General features: G+C 52.1%; 5 protein-coding genes. All 5 read right to left on the bottom strand.

Annotated elements, in window-relative coordinates:
• Positions 1–48: 48 nt before the first annotated feature.
• Positions 49–681, bottom strand: coding sequence for a phosphatase domain-containing putative toxin (locus tag SH528x_RS21510; RefSeq protein WP_442505511.1), 633 nt, complete (start codon positions 679–681; stop codon positions 49–51).
• Positions 682–1,015: 334 nt separating this feature from the next.
• Positions 1,016–9,388, bottom strand: a complete 8,373-nt coding sequence (locus tag SH528x_RS21505) for a tetratricopeptide repeat protein (protein WP_442505510.1) — start codon at positions 9,386–9,388, stop codon at positions 1,016–1,018.
• Positions 9,389–10,084: 696 nt separating this feature from the next.
• Complete coding sequence (locus tag SH528x_RS21500; RefSeq protein WP_442505509.1) at positions 10,085–11,590, bottom strand: IS4 family transposase; 1,506 nt, start codon at positions 11,588–11,590, stop codon at positions 10,085–10,087.
• A gap of 336 nt (positions 11,591–11,926) precedes the next feature.
• Positions 11,927–12,595, bottom strand: coding sequence for a response regulator transcription factor (locus tag SH528x_RS21495; protein WP_442505508.1), 669 nt, complete (start codon positions 12,593–12,595; stop codon positions 11,927–11,929).
• Positions 12,592–17,268 carry a chemotaxis protein CheB gene (locus tag SH528x_RS21490; protein WP_442505507.1) on the bottom strand — a complete coding sequence of 1,559 codons (4,677 nt, stop codon included), beginning with the start codon at positions 17,266–17,268 and terminating at the stop codon, positions 12,592–12,594. Before SH528x_RS21490 ends, SH528x_RS21495 begins: the two co-directional genes overlap by 4 nt.
• Positions 17,269–17,655 lie beyond the last annotated feature (387 nt).

The following is a 17,655-nucleotide window of genomic DNA, read 5'->3' as shown; positions in this document are numbered from 1 at the left end:
GAAAAAATTACCCTGCCGCCTGTGGCGACCGCACCCCTATTGAGGCGTCTATTTCGTTGACTTATCCGATTCGGCGGCTTGTTTTGCCTTTACATATTCGAGCACTTTTGCTTCCATGACGGGAGCTCGCAGTCCGACTTGTCGAGCTTCTTTGCGTGCTTCATCCACGCTCAATTTGCCATCGATGATGCGGTGCGCCATCCATACCGCTCCGACACGACTGGCCGCCGCACAATGCACCAAGACCTTCGCGTCGTCCTTCGCTGTACGAATGATTTCCAAACTTTTGTCGAACATCTCTGGGCTGAGATCGTCGGGGCCTTGAACGGGCAGCTGGAAAAAACGCAGCCCCGCCGCCTCGGTAACCTGTTTTTCGTCCCATTCCAATTCGACCGGTTCGCGGAGCGTCAGCACGGTAGTAATTCCCCGCTGCTTGAATTCCGAGAACAGATCTTGGTTGGGTTGGCCCGCAAGAATCACGTTACCGAACCGCAACACGTTGCGGGTATCGCCCAGTTCGTGCGTTTCGAGTTTGTGAGACGTCGCTACCGAGTCACGGTCGAAAGTCAAAACAGCGTCTTCGGCAACCAATTGTGAACAGTGAACCGAATCGAAAACGTGAAGCGTTGCGGTAAAGATCGCAAACAAAACGAGCAAACGGGTTGGCATCGCGGAATTCATGTCTGAAAGGGGGTGAGGAGCAAAGAATGTGAACGTCATTCTAGCGTAACGATTCTAACGTAGAGCGGTGAAATAGCACGAGCGACATTTGACGATCCGCTGTATTTTAGCAGTGCAACCGGCGTTGGAAGAATTCTAACCTGAATCGTAAGTTTTGAAGTTGCGTTATTTTGAAGTGCCGGAGGACGTGCGATTTATAGATTGCGTGATTTGCAGTCTTAAGCCGGAGGCCGACACATCCCATGCCGGTGGCGTAAGCCTGGACCGCTACTAAAGTAGATGGCATTGGGGTCGCGCCGCTCTGCTACCAAAAAGGCCATTAAACGTTCAACTTTTACTTGTAAGCCTCTTTTGTCGTAATGCCGCGACGCTCGTTATTGAGCAGCCCTTCGAAATTCAGCTGCTGTTCTTCCTGGTAAATCGAATTTTGCCGGAACAGGTTGTCTCGCAGCCCGGCTTTGCCTTTACTCTGCGGCTTCTTTCCAGCCGTGGCGTTTGGGGCGGCCTCGGCCGACGCATTGCCCGAAGCATTACCCGATGCAGGGGATGTGTTCGCTGCGGCGATCGCAGATTGCAGATCGACCTTGCCTCGATAAAACGCATATTGATTGTTTTGATGAGCCGCAATCACGGTGCTGGTGCCCTTAATGTCGTCGGCGATCATCAACCCACGCAGGTCCGAATCATCCGAAACAAATTCATCGTTCACCGAACCGATGACCTTCACATGAACGTTGTTAAGAAATTGGTCACTCGTTGTGTCATTGACACTGACCCGGACGCGTCCTGATGTGGCGTCTTCTTGCACGACAAGTTCCAGCGGGCTCACCAAAACTAATCCCGAGGCATACAGGTTCTCGCCGCGACACACAATCAAATAGGCTCCCTCATCACTGAGCGGCAACTCGAGTGCCTTTTCACGATCACGAAAATCACGTCCATCCCCCAATTCGACCGTGGCCTCGTGATACGGTTTGATTCCGGCCAAGTTGATTGCTGTAATGCGGTCCAAGTTTCGTTGCAATAATCCAAACTTCATCAGATCGATTCGGTAGACCTTCACGACCGCTTCCGCAATGTTGCGAAAACGCAACTCGACCGTTTTAGGATCGTCGGGCTTGATCGTGGTAACTTCATCGAGCTCGACCGCCTTGCGATTAAAAAAGCGGATCGCTTCGGCAGCGTCAGCGAACCGCTCTTTGACCTTGGTGTATTCTGCAATCGCATCGGCGGCATCGCCTAAACTGTGATAGACCTGGCCCATGATATAGGTCGCTTCCCAGCGATTGTCGGCAACTCGGGTGCCGCCGGTATCGGGATTGGGGAAAGTCGCCTCGGCAACTTTGCGACACATCTGAAGCGCCGCTTCGGGATGTTCGAGTTCAAAATGGCAATACCCAATGATGTACCAAAACGAATCGAGCAGTCGACTTTGCGGATAACGCTGAGCGTATTTTTCACAGCGATCGATCGCGAACTCGAACTGTTCTAGATCGATCATGGCCGTTGCCAATGCGAAACTCGCTTGATCGTCTGCGGGATCCTTGGGCCAAGTCGTGACAAAGTGATCGAGCATCTTGATTGCCGCATGAATCAAGTGCACTCGCGTTATCTCAGCCGATTTCAACTTGGCATCTTCACTTGCTTTAGCGGCGCGTCGATACGTTTCCTGAGCCAACGCATACGTCGCCGTGGCAACATAGGCTTCGGCGGGATAGTCATGCAGCAACCGTTCCATCACTTGCACACTACGCACGAATTCTCCTCGTTCGTTTAAAAAACCGGCGACTTGCGATTCACGTTCAAAGCTGGCTTGAACCGTCGCTCGGTACACCAAGTAGCTGCGTTCATATTCGCCAAGTTCGCGATACGATTTGGCCACTTTTAAAATATCCTCAAACGAAATTTCAACGTCTGGGAATTTCTCTTTTAGCACTTCAAAGTATTTGACGGTGTCACTGTGACTTTTTCGTTTTAGTGACGAAGCAAATAACCACTGCGTCGCGTTCTTGAGTTTGTCGGCATCAAGTTGCCAATTTTCGACCAGCTCCGTCAAATAGCGATGCGCCGCGTCAAAGTCGGCATTCTCAAATGCGTGTTTGCCGAAATAGTACTGTTCGTCGGGAGTCAATCGATACTCATCCACTGACGCCTCGCCGACATCGAGCACTTCGAGAGCTTTGACTTCCGAGATGGAAAACAGCGAAGGTTCGTAGAAGCTACGCAGAATCGACTGGGGAGCACGAAAGTTCCCAGGGATACTGCCCACCAAAGTGTATTTGATATCCGAAGGATAATTTCGATCTCCGATGTAGAACGTGATTTGGCCCGGCTCAATCTCAAACCGTTCAAATTGTCCTGACACGGAACCGTCCAACACCGAACATCCCGCTGGAATCGGTTCGGTTAGCACGAGATAGTCGTACTTTTCGCCGGTACGGTTGGTAACGTAGTGTCGACGTGGATTGAGTGTGACGACACCTCGCTGGCCCACCGGCAATTGAGTCAACGCGTTAGTGAACGAACGGTAGCTGCCGTTGATAACGTCAAAGCCACGTGGCACGTCGCGGCCGTCGAGTTGTTTTTGAGCGGGTTCGTAGATGCGACTGACGGTCCACTGTTTTGTTGAACTCTTGATTTTGTCCGCTGAAACGAAGCCCGTTAAAACGGCAGAGTAGCTGAAAGTGGCACGTCCGACCAAATTGAATTCGATCCGATTGGGCTTTTCGTGGCTCAGCAAACTTTCATCGACCACGATGCGACGCGTGGCGTCTTTACGAGGATCAATCGCCAAAATTTCGAGTTCGTGATCGTTGACAGTGAGCGTCAGTTCAAAAGGCTCCGAAGCATTGTCCACCGCAGCGTTCCATTTCGCCAAAGCGGTAATGGCAGGTCCGTTTACTTTTTCGATTGGCCAACGCGATCCAACGCGAGCGGACAATAACGACTCAGTCATCTTCGCCACATTCGGATTTTGAGGATCCATTTCTTGCAGAGCCAACAAATAGATCGCTTGCAACTCAGTCACATTCCGCATCCAGGGTAAAACCGTGACGCGATCCTCATCGCTGAGCTGCGAATCACCGCCAGGAATTTTGACGAGCGGCAAAATTTCGAGCCCCATCTCTTTGTGGTTCATTTCGGCGAGCGTCAGTGCTAAGTGGATCAACCCTGAGAGACTCAATCGATTGCGTTCGCGATACAGTCGATTGGCGAGCGAGAAATCGCCGCATTTCGAGACTGCCATCGCATGTAATAGAACGGTTTGTCGATCGAGGTCACTCGAATCCGTCTCGGTAAACGCCGTCTGTAAATAGGCTTTGCCCTTTTCAACCGTCGCTTGGGGTACGGAGAATCCAATGCTACGAGCGAAATGAAGGGCCCACATCACACGTGATGACAAATAGGGATCAGCGGCTTGGGCATCAGGATTCCCCGACCATGACCAACCGCCTTGCTCGCGTGCCGCCGAGACGAGTTGTGTGACGGCCGAGGCAACGCGACCCGACAACGCTTGACCTTCGGGCGTGTCCGAGTCTCTTGATTGGCCAATCATCTTCAGCAAGGCCGTGCCACCCATTGCGTCAGATATGGCACGTTCGATTGGACTTGCCGAGGGTAAGCCGCAGTTGAACAACGCATTCGGGCTGCTTCCGAGGACGCTTTCTAACAACGATCGATTGACACTCGGGCCAATCAGGATTTCCAACGAGGAACTTTCGGTGGGCTGATTTTTGTCCAGTCCAATGAGCGCGACAGTGTTTTGCGACGAAGTACCGCTAGCGGTTTGGAACACCGGGAATCCAAATGGTCGAACCGCGACGACTTCGCTTGTGACGTCATCGGGTTCACCGTCCGAAGTGACTGTCAACTCAAACGTCACGCTCGTCGCGGATTCAATTTCGATCGGGATTGACAATTTCTGAATCCCCTCGCCATCGATTTCCATGACTTTCGTTTGGGAAACGGATTTGGAATCGGTTGTAGACGGGTCGCCAAAGGTCGTTTTCAGCGAAACGGATACTGATCGTTTGCCGCCGGGTCCATGATGGATTTCGATGGGCAGTTTCGTCTTGTCGCCCTCGGTAAAGGCAAGGGGCGTTTTAAGGATCCCAAACAGGTCTCGTTTGGTAATTACATCCTCGCTCGCTTCGCCGGCGAGTGTTTCCGTGTTGATGCCTGTCGCGGTAAGACGCCATGCCGTTGATTTCGCAGGCATCGTGATGGTGATGGTCGCGTGGCCGTCGTCGTCGGTGACCACCGTTGGATCCCAGAACGCCGTTTCAGCGTGTGCCATCGTGGGCAACCACTGGAACCCGAGTTCACGAATTTTCTGTTCTATATCGGCTCGTCCTTTCAGCACAATGAATGCCCCATCGGCGGTCACTCCATTGACCATCGAGTTTGGGTTGAGGTTTTGGATCGCGGAGATGTCAAAGTATTCTGTTTGCGGAACAACACGCCATACCGGCGATTGATCAAAGAACAATTGTGCGTTTTGGTCCATCGGTGCGTTCGCAGCCTGGGGGATATTCGCTTGAACGGCATACCCTGTTGTTGATTCACTGGAACCTCTGACGGACAAACGACGACGAGAAAGCGACTGCCATACTTGCGAAGACGGAACTTGTCCGAGCTCGGATTGTTGCACCTCCCCACCGAATGGATCATCCATCGCACCGAACGGATCATTTGACTGACTAAGTCCATCCATATCATTGTCGACATCGGAGCTCACAATCGCATCAAGATTGACCTCGCCCCCATCCATCATCCAATCCGTATTTAGGGCAAAGTCGCCAACAATGGGAACCGCTGCATTGAGTCTCCGATCGTGCATTGCAGTCGGCGGCATCATCCGTCCGCTTAAATCGGCGAGTGCGCGGGTCTCACGCTCTAATATTTCCACACGTTCCGCTTCCGCCAACGATGATTCGCTGACATTTTGTGTTGTCGGGCGATAAGTGAATGTGCAACTTGTACTCTGCCGTACCGCAGTGCGGCGGATTCCCTCGGAAAAGAATGCTTCGATTGCATCCTGAACGTTGCTAAATGTGTTGAGCAGGTTCGTTTGCACCAAGCCCAACGATAGCTCGGACTTGACCGGATTGCCTTGTGGATCAGTCACCGTGATTTCGACGGTCAAGTCGTCACCCGGCTTCAATTGTCGTGAATGTGGTTTCATCGCGATCTGCAGCGTTTGCGATACACGAAACTCGCTCTGCGCCGAGTGAAACTGATTCTTAGTCATCACCGCAACAGACAAAAAGACATTGGGCGCGAACGATGATTTCATTGGCAGCTCGATTTTGTTGTCGCCCGAGGCAAGCGTGACAAGTTGATAATCAAGAATCGATGCACCCTCGAATGTCAGCAGTGCCAGCGACGGTGCCTCACGCCAATGCAGATTCACTGCCGCTTTATCACCAACCTGGTAGCGGTGACGATCCGCCAGGATTCTCAGTCGCGTGGTGTCCTTGTCGCCGGAGATGCGGATTCGATTCTCGCCGCTGATTTTGCTTTCAAACTGATCGATCCCCGTGGCGCGAATCACGTAGATGCCTGGTTCATCAAGGTTCAGCGTTAGCCGGGCCTCGCCATCGTCGCTGGCAAGATCATGGCTGTCGACGAGTTTCTCGCCCGGGCGACCATCGGTGACGGTTTGCATGAAAACTTCGACACTCAGCGGTGTTTCGATCGGTTTCCCGGCAGGGTCAGAAACTTTGAAAAGCGTTTCAAATGATTCGCCATTCAGGAACACATCCCGTGTCGATGAGGCTGCGATTTCAAATCCACGCGTCGACAGAAACACCGTGTGTGTCGTAGTCAGATTTCGCTGTGGGTTTTCAACCGTCAAACGAAGTGGTTGCGATTCGTCAAACGAGGTCGTGTCAAACTCAATCGATAGTTTGCCCTGTTTGTCGGTTTCGCCTTCAGAAACCGCTGCATCGTTGCCAAAGCGATAGCGGATCAATTCGTTTGCCAGCGGTGTGCCGTAGTAGTACTTCAGTTGCACCGTGGCTCGAATGGTTTCACCACGATGATAAACTTGTTTTTCCGGTTCGACTGAAAGCTGGACTGGCTCGAGTTTGTACTCACTGACTTTAAACTTTGTCTCGAACGACAAGGTTCCGACGCGATCCGATTCCCCCGAAGTGAAGCGGTGCAAATGGATGCGATAGTCGCCGGGTGTCGCCGTGCTCGGAAGCAGAATATTTCCGCTGACCGTGCCAAAGTCGCCAAGTGAAACATCACTTGATTGCAATTGACGTCCACGCGAATCATAGACATCGAGTTTAAACTTTTCGCCTGCTTTATAGGTGTAGCGATCTTGATCGACCCAGCGCACAACACCTTTGATATCGACAAGTTGTCCGCTGCGGTACGCAGGGCGGTCGGTATACAAGTATCCTCGCGGCGTCAGCCCGACAGCGAAATCGAGCCCGTTCAAATTGGTGACAGTCGACGCCATGTGGCCTTCCTGGACCGCGAACACACGCAAATCCTTGATCGACCGAAGTTCGCTCAACTGCGTTTGCAAAATGCCGTCGTCACCGGTGATTTCTTCGGCAAACACCTTGTCGCCATCGCTCATCAGCACACTGACCCCGGCGGCAGGTTTGCCTAGCCGCATATTTTCGGCGAACAGGAACAATTCATTGCGAGATGATTTCACGATGATATCGATGTCGCTGACGACCACCATCGTGGTCGCTTCGAGTTTGTCGCTTGATACCGTAACCGCGGTAACCGATGGGCCATCTACGGGGATTTCGATATCCCCTTCGACCTGTTTGTACTGCTCGCTGTTTTCGATTTTGTGAACAAATTGCGAGTCGGGATCGATCAACGCGATATCGAGTGTTTCAATCCCGCTGGCCAAATGCATTTTGCGGAAATAGTCGATCATGTCGACGCGATAGGTTTTAACCGTCACGTTTTCCAAGTTGCGTGTGGTTAACTTGATTCGCGGCTTTTCGTCGCTGCGGAATTTGCGTTCCGTGACAATCTGCAGCGTGGGCGATGTCAGGCGGCGGATGCGTTTTGCGGCGTGGACGCTATTTCCGACCTGTTTGTAGGCTTCGAGCGCTTCCTTCAGTTTCCCGAGCCGTTCCTCCAAAGTGATGCCGATCATCAACGAAGCACTGGACGCTTCACGCGTATCGGGGTATTTGTTGACCACGCGTCGCCAATCGGAGATCGCGTCTTGGAAAAGCTGCTTGGTCTGTTTGTCTAGGTCAACGGACTGGGCCGACTTGCCATCTTCGATCACCTTGGCAACACGTTGATTGTGCAATTCCGCTGCCTCGGACAACTTCATTTCACCAAGCGTCAACAAGATTTTCGCAGCGCGTGCATCGAGCGGATGTTTGTTCAGAAACGTGGTCCACAAATCACGAGCCTCTCCGTACTTTTCCTGCTTCTTCGCGTATGCAGCCTTGGCAAATTCGGTATCGACGATCCGTTTTTGGACTTCAGGCCAATGAGGGTCCGCGGGGTGGTTTTCCAGAAAAGCTCTCCAGGCGGCAATCGCTTCATCGAACTTCTCTTGCGCCAAGTACTGTTGACCGAGCATTTGACGTGCAACGGCGACTTCAGGGGTATCGGCATAAGCAGGGGTGTCGACCAAGGATTCGAGGCGTTCAGCCGCTTGAGTGTGGCGACGATGGTGCGCAAAGCCTTGTGCGATTTCCAGCTCTGCTTTCGAGGCGAGTTCGTGTTCGGGATGGTGACTTAGAAACCGCTCCGCCGCAGTGGTCGCTAATTCTAAATCGCGAATCGAAGCTGGGGTCGGAAGACCATACGTGTGGGCTACTTCGTATTCCGCGCGAGCAAGGTATTCGTCAATGGCAACGGTGTCTTCACCCGCATCAACCGCTTTCCATGAACTCAAAAAATCCTGCCAGGTTTTGCGTGCCTCTACATTTTTACCGAGTTTCAGCTCGACATCGCCCAGCCGAAATGTCGCTTCGGCAACGGTGATCGCCGCCGCCGCGTCTGATTTCGGGTCGTCACGTTTATACTTTTTCAAAAACTCTTGGTAGGCTAAACCCGCCGCTCCATAAGATTCCAATTCTTCCTGGCAACGGGCGATGCGGAATTCAATCGTTTGTCGCAGCGAGGCCGACGGGCCAAGTTTCACCGCTTCGATGTAATAGGTGAGTGCTTGTTTGTAGTCTGGCTTTTTCAACTTCGAAGGATCATCCGAAGCAATGCCTTCGAAGTAACGATCGGCAAACTCCAGATACAGTTTGGCAAGTTCGTCTTTGCGACCGCGCGAGAGCAAACGTTCCGCTTCGGCGGCATAGACTGCACCCGCGTCATTGTATTGGTGACGCAGTACCATCACGTGGGCGCGGCCAAACCGAGACCGAGGCACCCAGGTGCTGTCGGGATATTGCTTTTCGAGCGTTTCATAAGCGGAGATGGCTTCGTCATGAGCGCCGGATTCAGCCAAAGCGTTCGCTTTCAGATATTGCAGATAATCAGCGGCAGTTGTCGCTTTGTCATCGAGCGTTTTGTCAATCAGTTTGACCGCAGCGTCAAATTCGCGTGACTGCATGGCATCGTGAATCGCACGATCAAGATCAGGCAGCAAGGTAATTTGCGTTGAGCGAGCCGCCGGTTCCGCCGCCTCGATCGTGGAAGCATGCCCCAGCAAGGCAACGAAGGTCGCAATCAATAAATAGCAACACAGAGGACGCATCAGCAGATCTCGCCAGCGAGAGGTATGTCGAACCCGAAAGAGAACGTTCCGGATTCGCAGGACGTTCAAGTTCCGATTTTACACTGCGAGATGAGTCGGGATGACAACGCGAATGTCATAAACTTTTAAAACATAATACAGGTAGGCAGGAATCATTGGGTGAAATCCCGTTTGCCGTTTGGGCGCTAGCCCCGGTTCTGCGTCGGAACCGTGGCTAGCGCCAAAACGGCCAATTTACTGAAAGCCCCCTGCCTAACTGCTTAGTGTCACCACGAAGCTCGAAACTCGGACGCGAGTCTGGCGGGACAGCGTAATACCAAACAAACGCCGAGCCACGGAGCGACGCGAGCTGCCGGTTCTCAATCGAACGTTTTTACTCGCTACGACCGGGCGGCTCACGCCGTGCCGCTAAAACTTTGGTATTGACGTGATTTTTAGTTGCGCTGGTTTTCTGCCACCTCTCCACCAACTTCGTGAGACTGCTGAATTAAAATCCGACGTTGCGCAAACGTACTGTCACCTCTCCCAAACGCAGTTTGGGAGAGGTCGAGCAAAGCCTTCAGCGATGCTCGGGTGAGGGCCGACCGAGCAAGTCGAGGCCACTGCACGCTGTGGTGCGCGGTCGGCCCTCACCCGAACGAGGCCTAAAGGGCCCGCTGGACCTCTCCCAGCTTCGCCCTCGTTGTACTACACATTCTAGCCTGCTGAAATTTTTTTGGCTCCTGGGCCAAAAGCGTTCCATGCGTTGGACAGGTCGTAGCATCGCTGCATTCCGATCCACAAAGTTTGAGTACCAGGATCATTCTTGGGACGGTCAATAAAGCCGCCCAAGCGAGCGATCGCACGAACAACATCTCCTAATCGTGGGCAACCGGTTCGAGGATGTTCGATGCCGAGAATCGTGTAAACGCTTTTCCATTCGCTCGGTTCGAATATGATCTCACACTCCACATCAGGGCATTCCCGCCCCATGTGACAGATATACATCAAACGCCAAGCGACGAGGCTGTAGAACGCCAGGCAGTTCTTAACCCGGTTGATCTCTTCGAAACGCCGGCGCTCGATTCGGCAGCCAGACTTTAATGTTTTAAAGAAGACTTCAATTTGCCAACGAATACAGTACGAGCGAATCACTCGCTGCACCTCTTCATCGGTCTGAATGGGTAATGTGGTCACCAGCATCCAGCAAATCGGATCTTCACCCTCTGGCACATTGATCTCTTCGCAAAGAACGACATTCATGCTAACGCTAGCAGGTAAGTCGCAGCTTGCGTGTACAGGACGAGCTACCTCAACAGTTGCCTTGCGTATTTCAATCTGAGCGGTTCTTGCATCGCGAGAACGATTTCTCGCCGACGCACCTACGTTGACCTTCGCTGTTCGGGCGCGGATGTTGATCGTCTGTTCGCCGATCTTGGCGGTGGCACGAACTTGATCCTTCCAGTCATCCTTCTGCGTTGTATTTCGGTTCTGCCCTGCACGCACTAAGAGATGCAGATTGGGGGTTTGGATTTGCAACTGCGCGACAAAGAGTTCGTAGATGTCCGATTCACTGTCACCAACACAGACACAAGTAGTTTCAGGACAAGCTAACGCCGCCTGGTTGGTCATCTGCAGACCTTCGAGCCAGCGAATACTTTCCTTCTCTTGGATCGGAGCTTTGCGTCGTTGATCTACTTTTTGAGAAGGGTTGAGCGTGCTGAGGGGCTTACGAACATAGCTTTTTTGCCCGATAATCCCGAGAGCGACGGCGTCGAAATTGAATGCGATCACTGGATGGTAGAACACACCGCGGCGTGATTCGCAGTCCGTAGGCCCGGCACCTTCAACTTGTTGATTGGGACGAGTTAGGTCGACTTCAGATGAATCTTGCACGCACAATACTAAGTCTGCATCGGCAATCCGCTTGTACGTTGCTTCGACATGCGACTGCAAGATTCTCTCGGGCGTCACCTTTACGTTATCGAAGAACCGATAGCACGCCTCAAGCTCCTTCTTGGTCTTCATCGCCGTTGGGATACTCGCGTTGGGGTTCTGCTCAAGTCGTTGAGCGATTCCGATAGCACGCTGATTTAAGCGAGTGTCGCCAAACTGAGCCGCTTGTAATTCTTCAAAAAGATCAACCGCACCCATGAAACGCACCTCCGTGCACCATGCCTCCGTCGTTCGCAGCACCAGCGCGAACATCAAGGCAGGAATCATTCGCCATCAAGTTCGAAAAGACAAGCTCAGAATCTACGCAACCACTCCGATAGCCAGTCGCCGGACACCCGTGATGTGCGGTACAACGAGCAGCTTCGCCGGGCGAGGTGACGCGTGACTGCTACCCTGTCGCGGTGAGAGCGGGCATCACGGCAAACGTTTGAAAAAGACTATTTCAGCAGTCTCTTCGTCGGTGGAGAGGTAACTGCGGTAAAGGCCGGAAGAAAACCCACGTCCAATATCCGACGATAACACCAAAGCTTTAGCAGTCCAGGCCTGCTCCGTGCCGCTACGAAACTAGAGACATCGGACGTTGATCGCACGACCTTTCCGCGATTAATAGCCGCGATTCATGACCCATTGCGTGGCATGCTGGACCAATTGGGTCGCATGCTCGATGTGAAGTTTGCTTTTGATGTTTTCCTTGTGTCGTTCGATTGTTTTTACGCTCAAAAACAGGGCATCAGCGATCTCACGAGTGCTTTGCCCATGACCAATCTGTTCAAACACTTGCAATTCGCGATTGGTCAACAATTCAAGCCCCTGCATGATCGCCGGTTTGACGCTCCCAAGACGCCCCCGAATCAGTGTTTTGGTCACCGATTCGCTGAAGAAAAAGTCTCCATCAAGCAGTGCGTGAATGCCCTCGATTAATTTCTCGGGAGCTTCTTCCTTGTTGATATACCCGCGTGCTCCGGCTGCCAAGACACGGTGTGCGTACAAACTTTCATCATGGGCCGAGATCACTAATATCTTCAGTTGTGGAAGCGTTTTGATGATCGATTGAATCAGATCCAGTCCGCTCCCCTCTTTTAGTGACAAGTCGATAATCGCGAGATCGGGGGATTCACGCGTCAGAAGTTTGTACCCTTCTTGTTCGCCGCTAGCCATGCCGCAAACATCCATGTCGGGTTCTTGATTGATGAGTTGGGAATAGCCAAAACGGACAATGCCGTGATCGTCCACCACCACAATCCGTGCGATGGAGGACAGTGTTTTGTTCATGATTGACAACTCCGGTGAGGAATATTGAGTTTAACAGATGTTCCCTCGCTTGCAACCGAATCGATATCGAGATTCCCTCCTGCAGCTTCGGCGCGATAACGCATAATGCGCAATCCATTGGTGTGCGATTTGTTTTGTCGTTCCGAGATGCCAATCCCATCATCACGGATGCTCATGCAAAATTGATCTTTGGTAGTCGTCAGAGTAAGCCGGATTCGGTTCGCTTCGGCATGTTTGACTGCGTTGTGCACCGCTTCACAGGCAATTTGATAGATCACAAATGCGACCGCGTCGTTGGTGATATACGACTCGTCAAACTGTGGGGCTTCCACTTCGCAGGGTACGTTAAACCGCCTTGTTGTTTCCGAGGCAAGACCTTGCAGCCCCGCTAACAACTCAACCGAATCAATGGAATTGGGCAAAAGCCCGTCAGACAGTCGGCGGACGTCTTGATGGGTTTGTTTTAGAATATCACTAAGGTGTTTCACGTTTTCGAGTTGAGATTCCATCTCGGCTGGCAAATTGCGACGCAGTGATTCTGCGATTAACGCGCCCCCGGTCAATTGTTGCGCGATCCCATCATGTAATTCTCGACCAATCCGCTGTTGCTCGATCACTGCCATCTCGGCAACGACTTCTTCGAGACGTTTCCGAGCAATCACATGACCTAGCTGAATCCCCACATCAGGCAGGATTTCGATAAAACGATCGTGCTGCGAAATAACTTTATCCGAAAGGAATTCCATGATCGCAACGACTTCACCGTCCACGGTGATCGGAAAGGCGATGGCCGCGTGAAAGCCGAGCTCCGAAATGCGATGCAGCGCTGAATCGAGCGACGCATCTTCGACCCATTGGGGCTCGCCCGTCTGCATCACCGCGCCGATCAAGCCTTCGCCACGCGTGAATCGCGTTTGGCCACGCCGTTCACAGAAGTCATGCAAGTGGGACAGTCGTGCTTTCGCATCTTCTCGGATATGCCAAAGCCCTGAACTTTCCATTTGACCACTGCCGTCACTGCAGAGTCGCCACAAATGACCGACCAACCAGCCGTTGTGCGTTGCAATCCGCTGCAGAGCCGCCCGCATCGCGGTTTCGACAGTTCTTGCTTCATTCGCGACACGCGTAATAGTTTGAAGAATGTCGAGAAATTCGGTCCGTTGTAGTACTTGCTCTTCAAGTGTTCGGTTTAACTCGCGAATACTTTCCTCGGCATTCTTTCGCTCCGTAATATCCATCCACATGCCGACTGCGAAGCGAGCCGATCGCTTGCCCTCTTTTTCCACGTAAACGACTTTGCCACGATCTTCGATCCAGCGAAGTTCCCCCGTCGGATTGACAACTCTGAAATTAGCTCGATAGCCGTTGTCATCGCACTTAGCGAGGACGTCGGCTAAATGAGCAAGATACGGCTCGCGATCCTCCTCGTAAATCAATTCCATGACTCGGTCGCACGAGACCGGCTCATCGGGTTTGATTCGCGCGACAGTACGCAATTCGTTGGACCAAGAAAGGATTTCGTTCGTGGCATCGTAGGAATAGTAGCCCAAGTTGGCGGCGGTGGAAGCAAGCCGAAGTTTTTGTTCCGTCGCGTGCAACTCGGCTTCCATACGTTTTCGTCCACCGATATCGATGCAATGAGCGACGATGGCGCCGTCAGCTCTTGAATATCCAGCTAACATCATCCACAACACCGAACCGTTCTTGCATTCAAATTGTTTCTCGTAAGGTCCCAGATGTCCCGATTTTTCGAGTTCATCGTACTGCTCCGATGCAACCTGGGCCCACTCAGGTGGCGGATTAAGATTCAGCTGCTCCAGCGTGTGCGTCTGAACCTCCTTTCGTGTGTATCCGGTGCGTTTCAAGAACCAATCATTGCAATCAATCAAACTCCCCTTCGCATCAAAAAATAAGATGCCGATACCGTCCACGCGTAACGCGTGGCGTAACTGAGCCTCACTCGCTCGCAGTTTTTCTTCCTGTTGTTTTCGCGCGGAGATGTCTAACATCGTCACCACCACACCCCCGACGTCGTGATCACTAGATCGATAAGGCAGGATACGCCGAAGGAACACCCGGCCATCACGACAACAGACTTCGCTTTCAAGCGGTTTCAATTGTCTCAGCACATGTTCGCATTCGCCGGCTAAATCACCATCTCGGAATTCATTCGCAAGATCACAAAGAGGACGCCCTTGATCCGAAGGCCGCATTCGGATCAAGGATTGAGCCGCGGGGGTGAACCAGCGGATCGTTAGCTCGTTGTCCAAACAAATCGTAGGGATTTCGGTCGCGGAAATTAGGTTTTCCAAGTCCGCATGTTTGGTTTCGAGTTCGTCAATCTTCGATGCCAATTGTTGATTGACAGTGGAAAGTTCTTCGTTGAGAGATTGCAGTTCCTCTTTGCTGGTTTCCAACTCCTCGTTTGTACTCTGCAACTCCTCATTAACGCTCATCACCTCTTCGTTGGATGCTTTGTACTCCTCATGTGAGATCTCAAATTGCTCCAACGAGGACTGCAGTTCGTCTTTGACCGTATTTAGCTCGTTTTCGAGGTGGCGAATCGTTGCTGACATCTCGTCGTCAGAAGCGACGATTGCGGGCTCTGTATCAGGGGGCTCAATCACCAACTGTGTTTCGGGAAAATCTGTTTTTTTTGATTCGGGATGATTGCCTTCTCCGCCAAAAATGATCAGCGCAAACGCCTCGTCGTGTTCCGTGTCATCGAGTAAACGAATCTCAATCGGGACTGGGACGATCGCTCCCTGTTGGTCCAACAGACAACTCAGATTTACTGCCTGTTTTTCTGAAAAAGCTTTGCGAACGCCATCCCGCAGCCGAGACTTTAATTCGCTTCGTAGTTTGCCAAGCAGATCGTCGCTCGGAACCCCTGATGCGTGTTGCAAGAAGGGATTGACATCCCCGTTGATGTATAGGATCTGCCAATGACGATCGATCAAAATGGCGCGTGGTGCGACGATGTCGAATAACCGTTTTTGGATTAACTGAGTGATCTGTCGATCGCGTCGGTACAACGGCGGCTTCGTGGGAACTTCACGTCGCGAATACCCTGGTGGGATCGAGAAATCGACGCGATCATGCCGTGTCGGGCCAATGCGTTGGAAAATCCGCCAACGTTTGCTGATCGTCGCAAACAAATCATCTTGGCGTCCCACGGTTTCGGCGGTGCCAAGCATCAGATAACCGCCATGCCGCAGTGCAAAGTGAAATAACGCCATCACCTGTTGTTGCGTTTCCGGTTTTAAGTAGATCAGCACGTTGCGACAACAAATCAGATCCAGCTGAGAAAATGGCGGGTCCGAAATGATGTCTTGATCCGCAAACACGACTGCCTCACGCAGTGTCTTGTTTACGCGGTAATAATCTCCATCGCTCTCTGCGACGAAGTACCGTTTCAGTCGTGCGGGCGACACGTCCGCCTGGATACTGGGCGGATATCGTCCGGCGCGGGCGAAGTTCAATGCATCTTTGTCGATGTCTGATGCAAACACCTGAAGTCCGCATGTCTTTTGCTGCTTACTTATTTCGTCCAAAAACAGCATGGACACCGTGTATGCTTCTTCTCCGGTCGCACAGCCAGCAATCCAAATGCGAATCGAATCATCGTTATCTGTATTGTTACCACGGACAGGTTCGCTTGATTTCGAAGCCACAATTTTTGGAATGATCTCCGTCGCCAATTTGCCCCAGGCATCGGCATCACGAAAAAAATCGGTGACACTGATTAGCAAATCCTTCGATAACGCGGTGATTTCGCTTGGATGGCTATCGAGATATTTTAGATACTGATCCACGCGATCAATGTGGTGCAAACACATCCGTCGTCGCGTGCGACGCAACAACGTCGTTTCTTTGTAGGTGCGAAAATCGCGATGAGCATGTTTTTGTAACAGCGAGATGACCGCGCCGAGCGAGTCCGAGGAAAGATCGTCCTCTAAAGAAGCCTCTGCTGACTCAGAATTCTCCGGCAGCGTCGATAATTGGCTTTGCAGTAGATACGGGTGCTCGGCAAAACGTGTAATTGCGGCAACGATCTCTTTCGGCGAAAGCACTTGATCGACCATCCCCGAATCAATAGCGCTGACGGGCATCCCCGCGTGTTCGGCGGTTTCGGGATCTTGTGCAATCACAAATCCTCCCGCCTCCTTAATCGCCTTGATACCCAACGTGCCATCACTGCCGGTTCCCGACAGAATCACGCCCACGGCGCAGCGGTGTTGATCCTTAGCCAAGGCTCGGAAAAAGTGATCCACGGCAATGGGGGCGGTTCGCGAGGGTTCCATTGCAGCCAATTTCAATCGCCCCGCCTCGATTTCAAGATATTGGCCTGGCGGAATGATGTAGACACAGTTGGGTTGGACTACGATTTCTTCGTGAACTTGGCGGACCTTCATCGTCGTGTACTTTGACAACAGCGCCGGAGCGAGACTCGGTTTGTCTCGAGCCAGATGTTGAACAATCACAACAGCAACATTGGGCCGATCAGGCATCGCTTCGAGCAAAAGTCTCAGTGCTTCGAATCCACCTGCGGAGGCCCCTACGCCCACGATCGGAAAACGCGCCGCCGGCTTCTTCGAATTATCGTCCTGGGAATTATCATCCTCTGAATCTGCCTGTTTCTCAGCAGTCGATGATTTTTTTTTGCGATTCATCGCCTCGATGTTACCCCGTAAAATTCAATTCCATTTGAGTGTGGTTGCAGATAACCGATGCCAAGTTCAACTAAGTTCACACACGGCGAACGCCCGCAGAATGGCTTAGATGTGCCAAATGAAGTGCCTAGCTAGCAAGGTGTTTTTTCGTCACTCCATTTTTGCCAGCACACACAGCGTCGGCGGAACGAAAATCACTTCCTTGGCGAACGATCTCCTAATCAATTGTAGCGTTTTCTCACAGGATCGCAGACACCACGGCACTTATGTTCAGTAGGGGATTCCCCCATTCGAAAGTTCGGGATTCTATCCTGGCTTGACCATGCACTGGCAATCAAAATCAGGCACACGAGCGTCGCAACGCCAGTCAATACAGCGATTGTTGGG

It is taken from the genome of Novipirellula methanifontis (genome assembly GCF_052161655.1).
In the GTDB taxonomy this organism is placed as follows: Bacteria; Planctomycetota; Planctomycetia; order Pirellulales; family Pirellulaceae; genus Novipirellula.
Note: the sequence above shows the minus strand (reverse complement) of the source record. Positions and strands in the feature narration are given on the sequence as shown.

Coding starts and splice junctions, on each gene's coding strand:
- SH528x_RS21510 (WP_442505511.1), bottom strand. CDS start 681: ATGAATTCCGCGATGCCAACCCGTTTGCTCGTTTTGTTTGCGATCTTT.
- SH528x_RS21495 (WP_442505508.1), bottom strand. CDS start 12,595: ATGAACAAAACACTGTCCTCCATCGCACGGATTGTGGTGGTGGACGAT.
- SH528x_RS21505 (WP_442505510.1), bottom strand. CDS start 9,388: ATGCGTCCTCTGTGTTGCTATTTATTGATTGCGACCTTCGTTGCCTTG.
- SH528x_RS21500 (WP_442505509.1), bottom strand. CDS start 11,590: ATGATTCCTGCCTTGATGTTCGCGCTGGTGCTGCGAACGACGGAGGCA.
- SH528x_RS21490 (WP_442505507.1), bottom strand. CDS start 17,268: ATGAATCGCAAAAAAAAATCATCGACTGCTGAGAAACAGGCAGATTCA.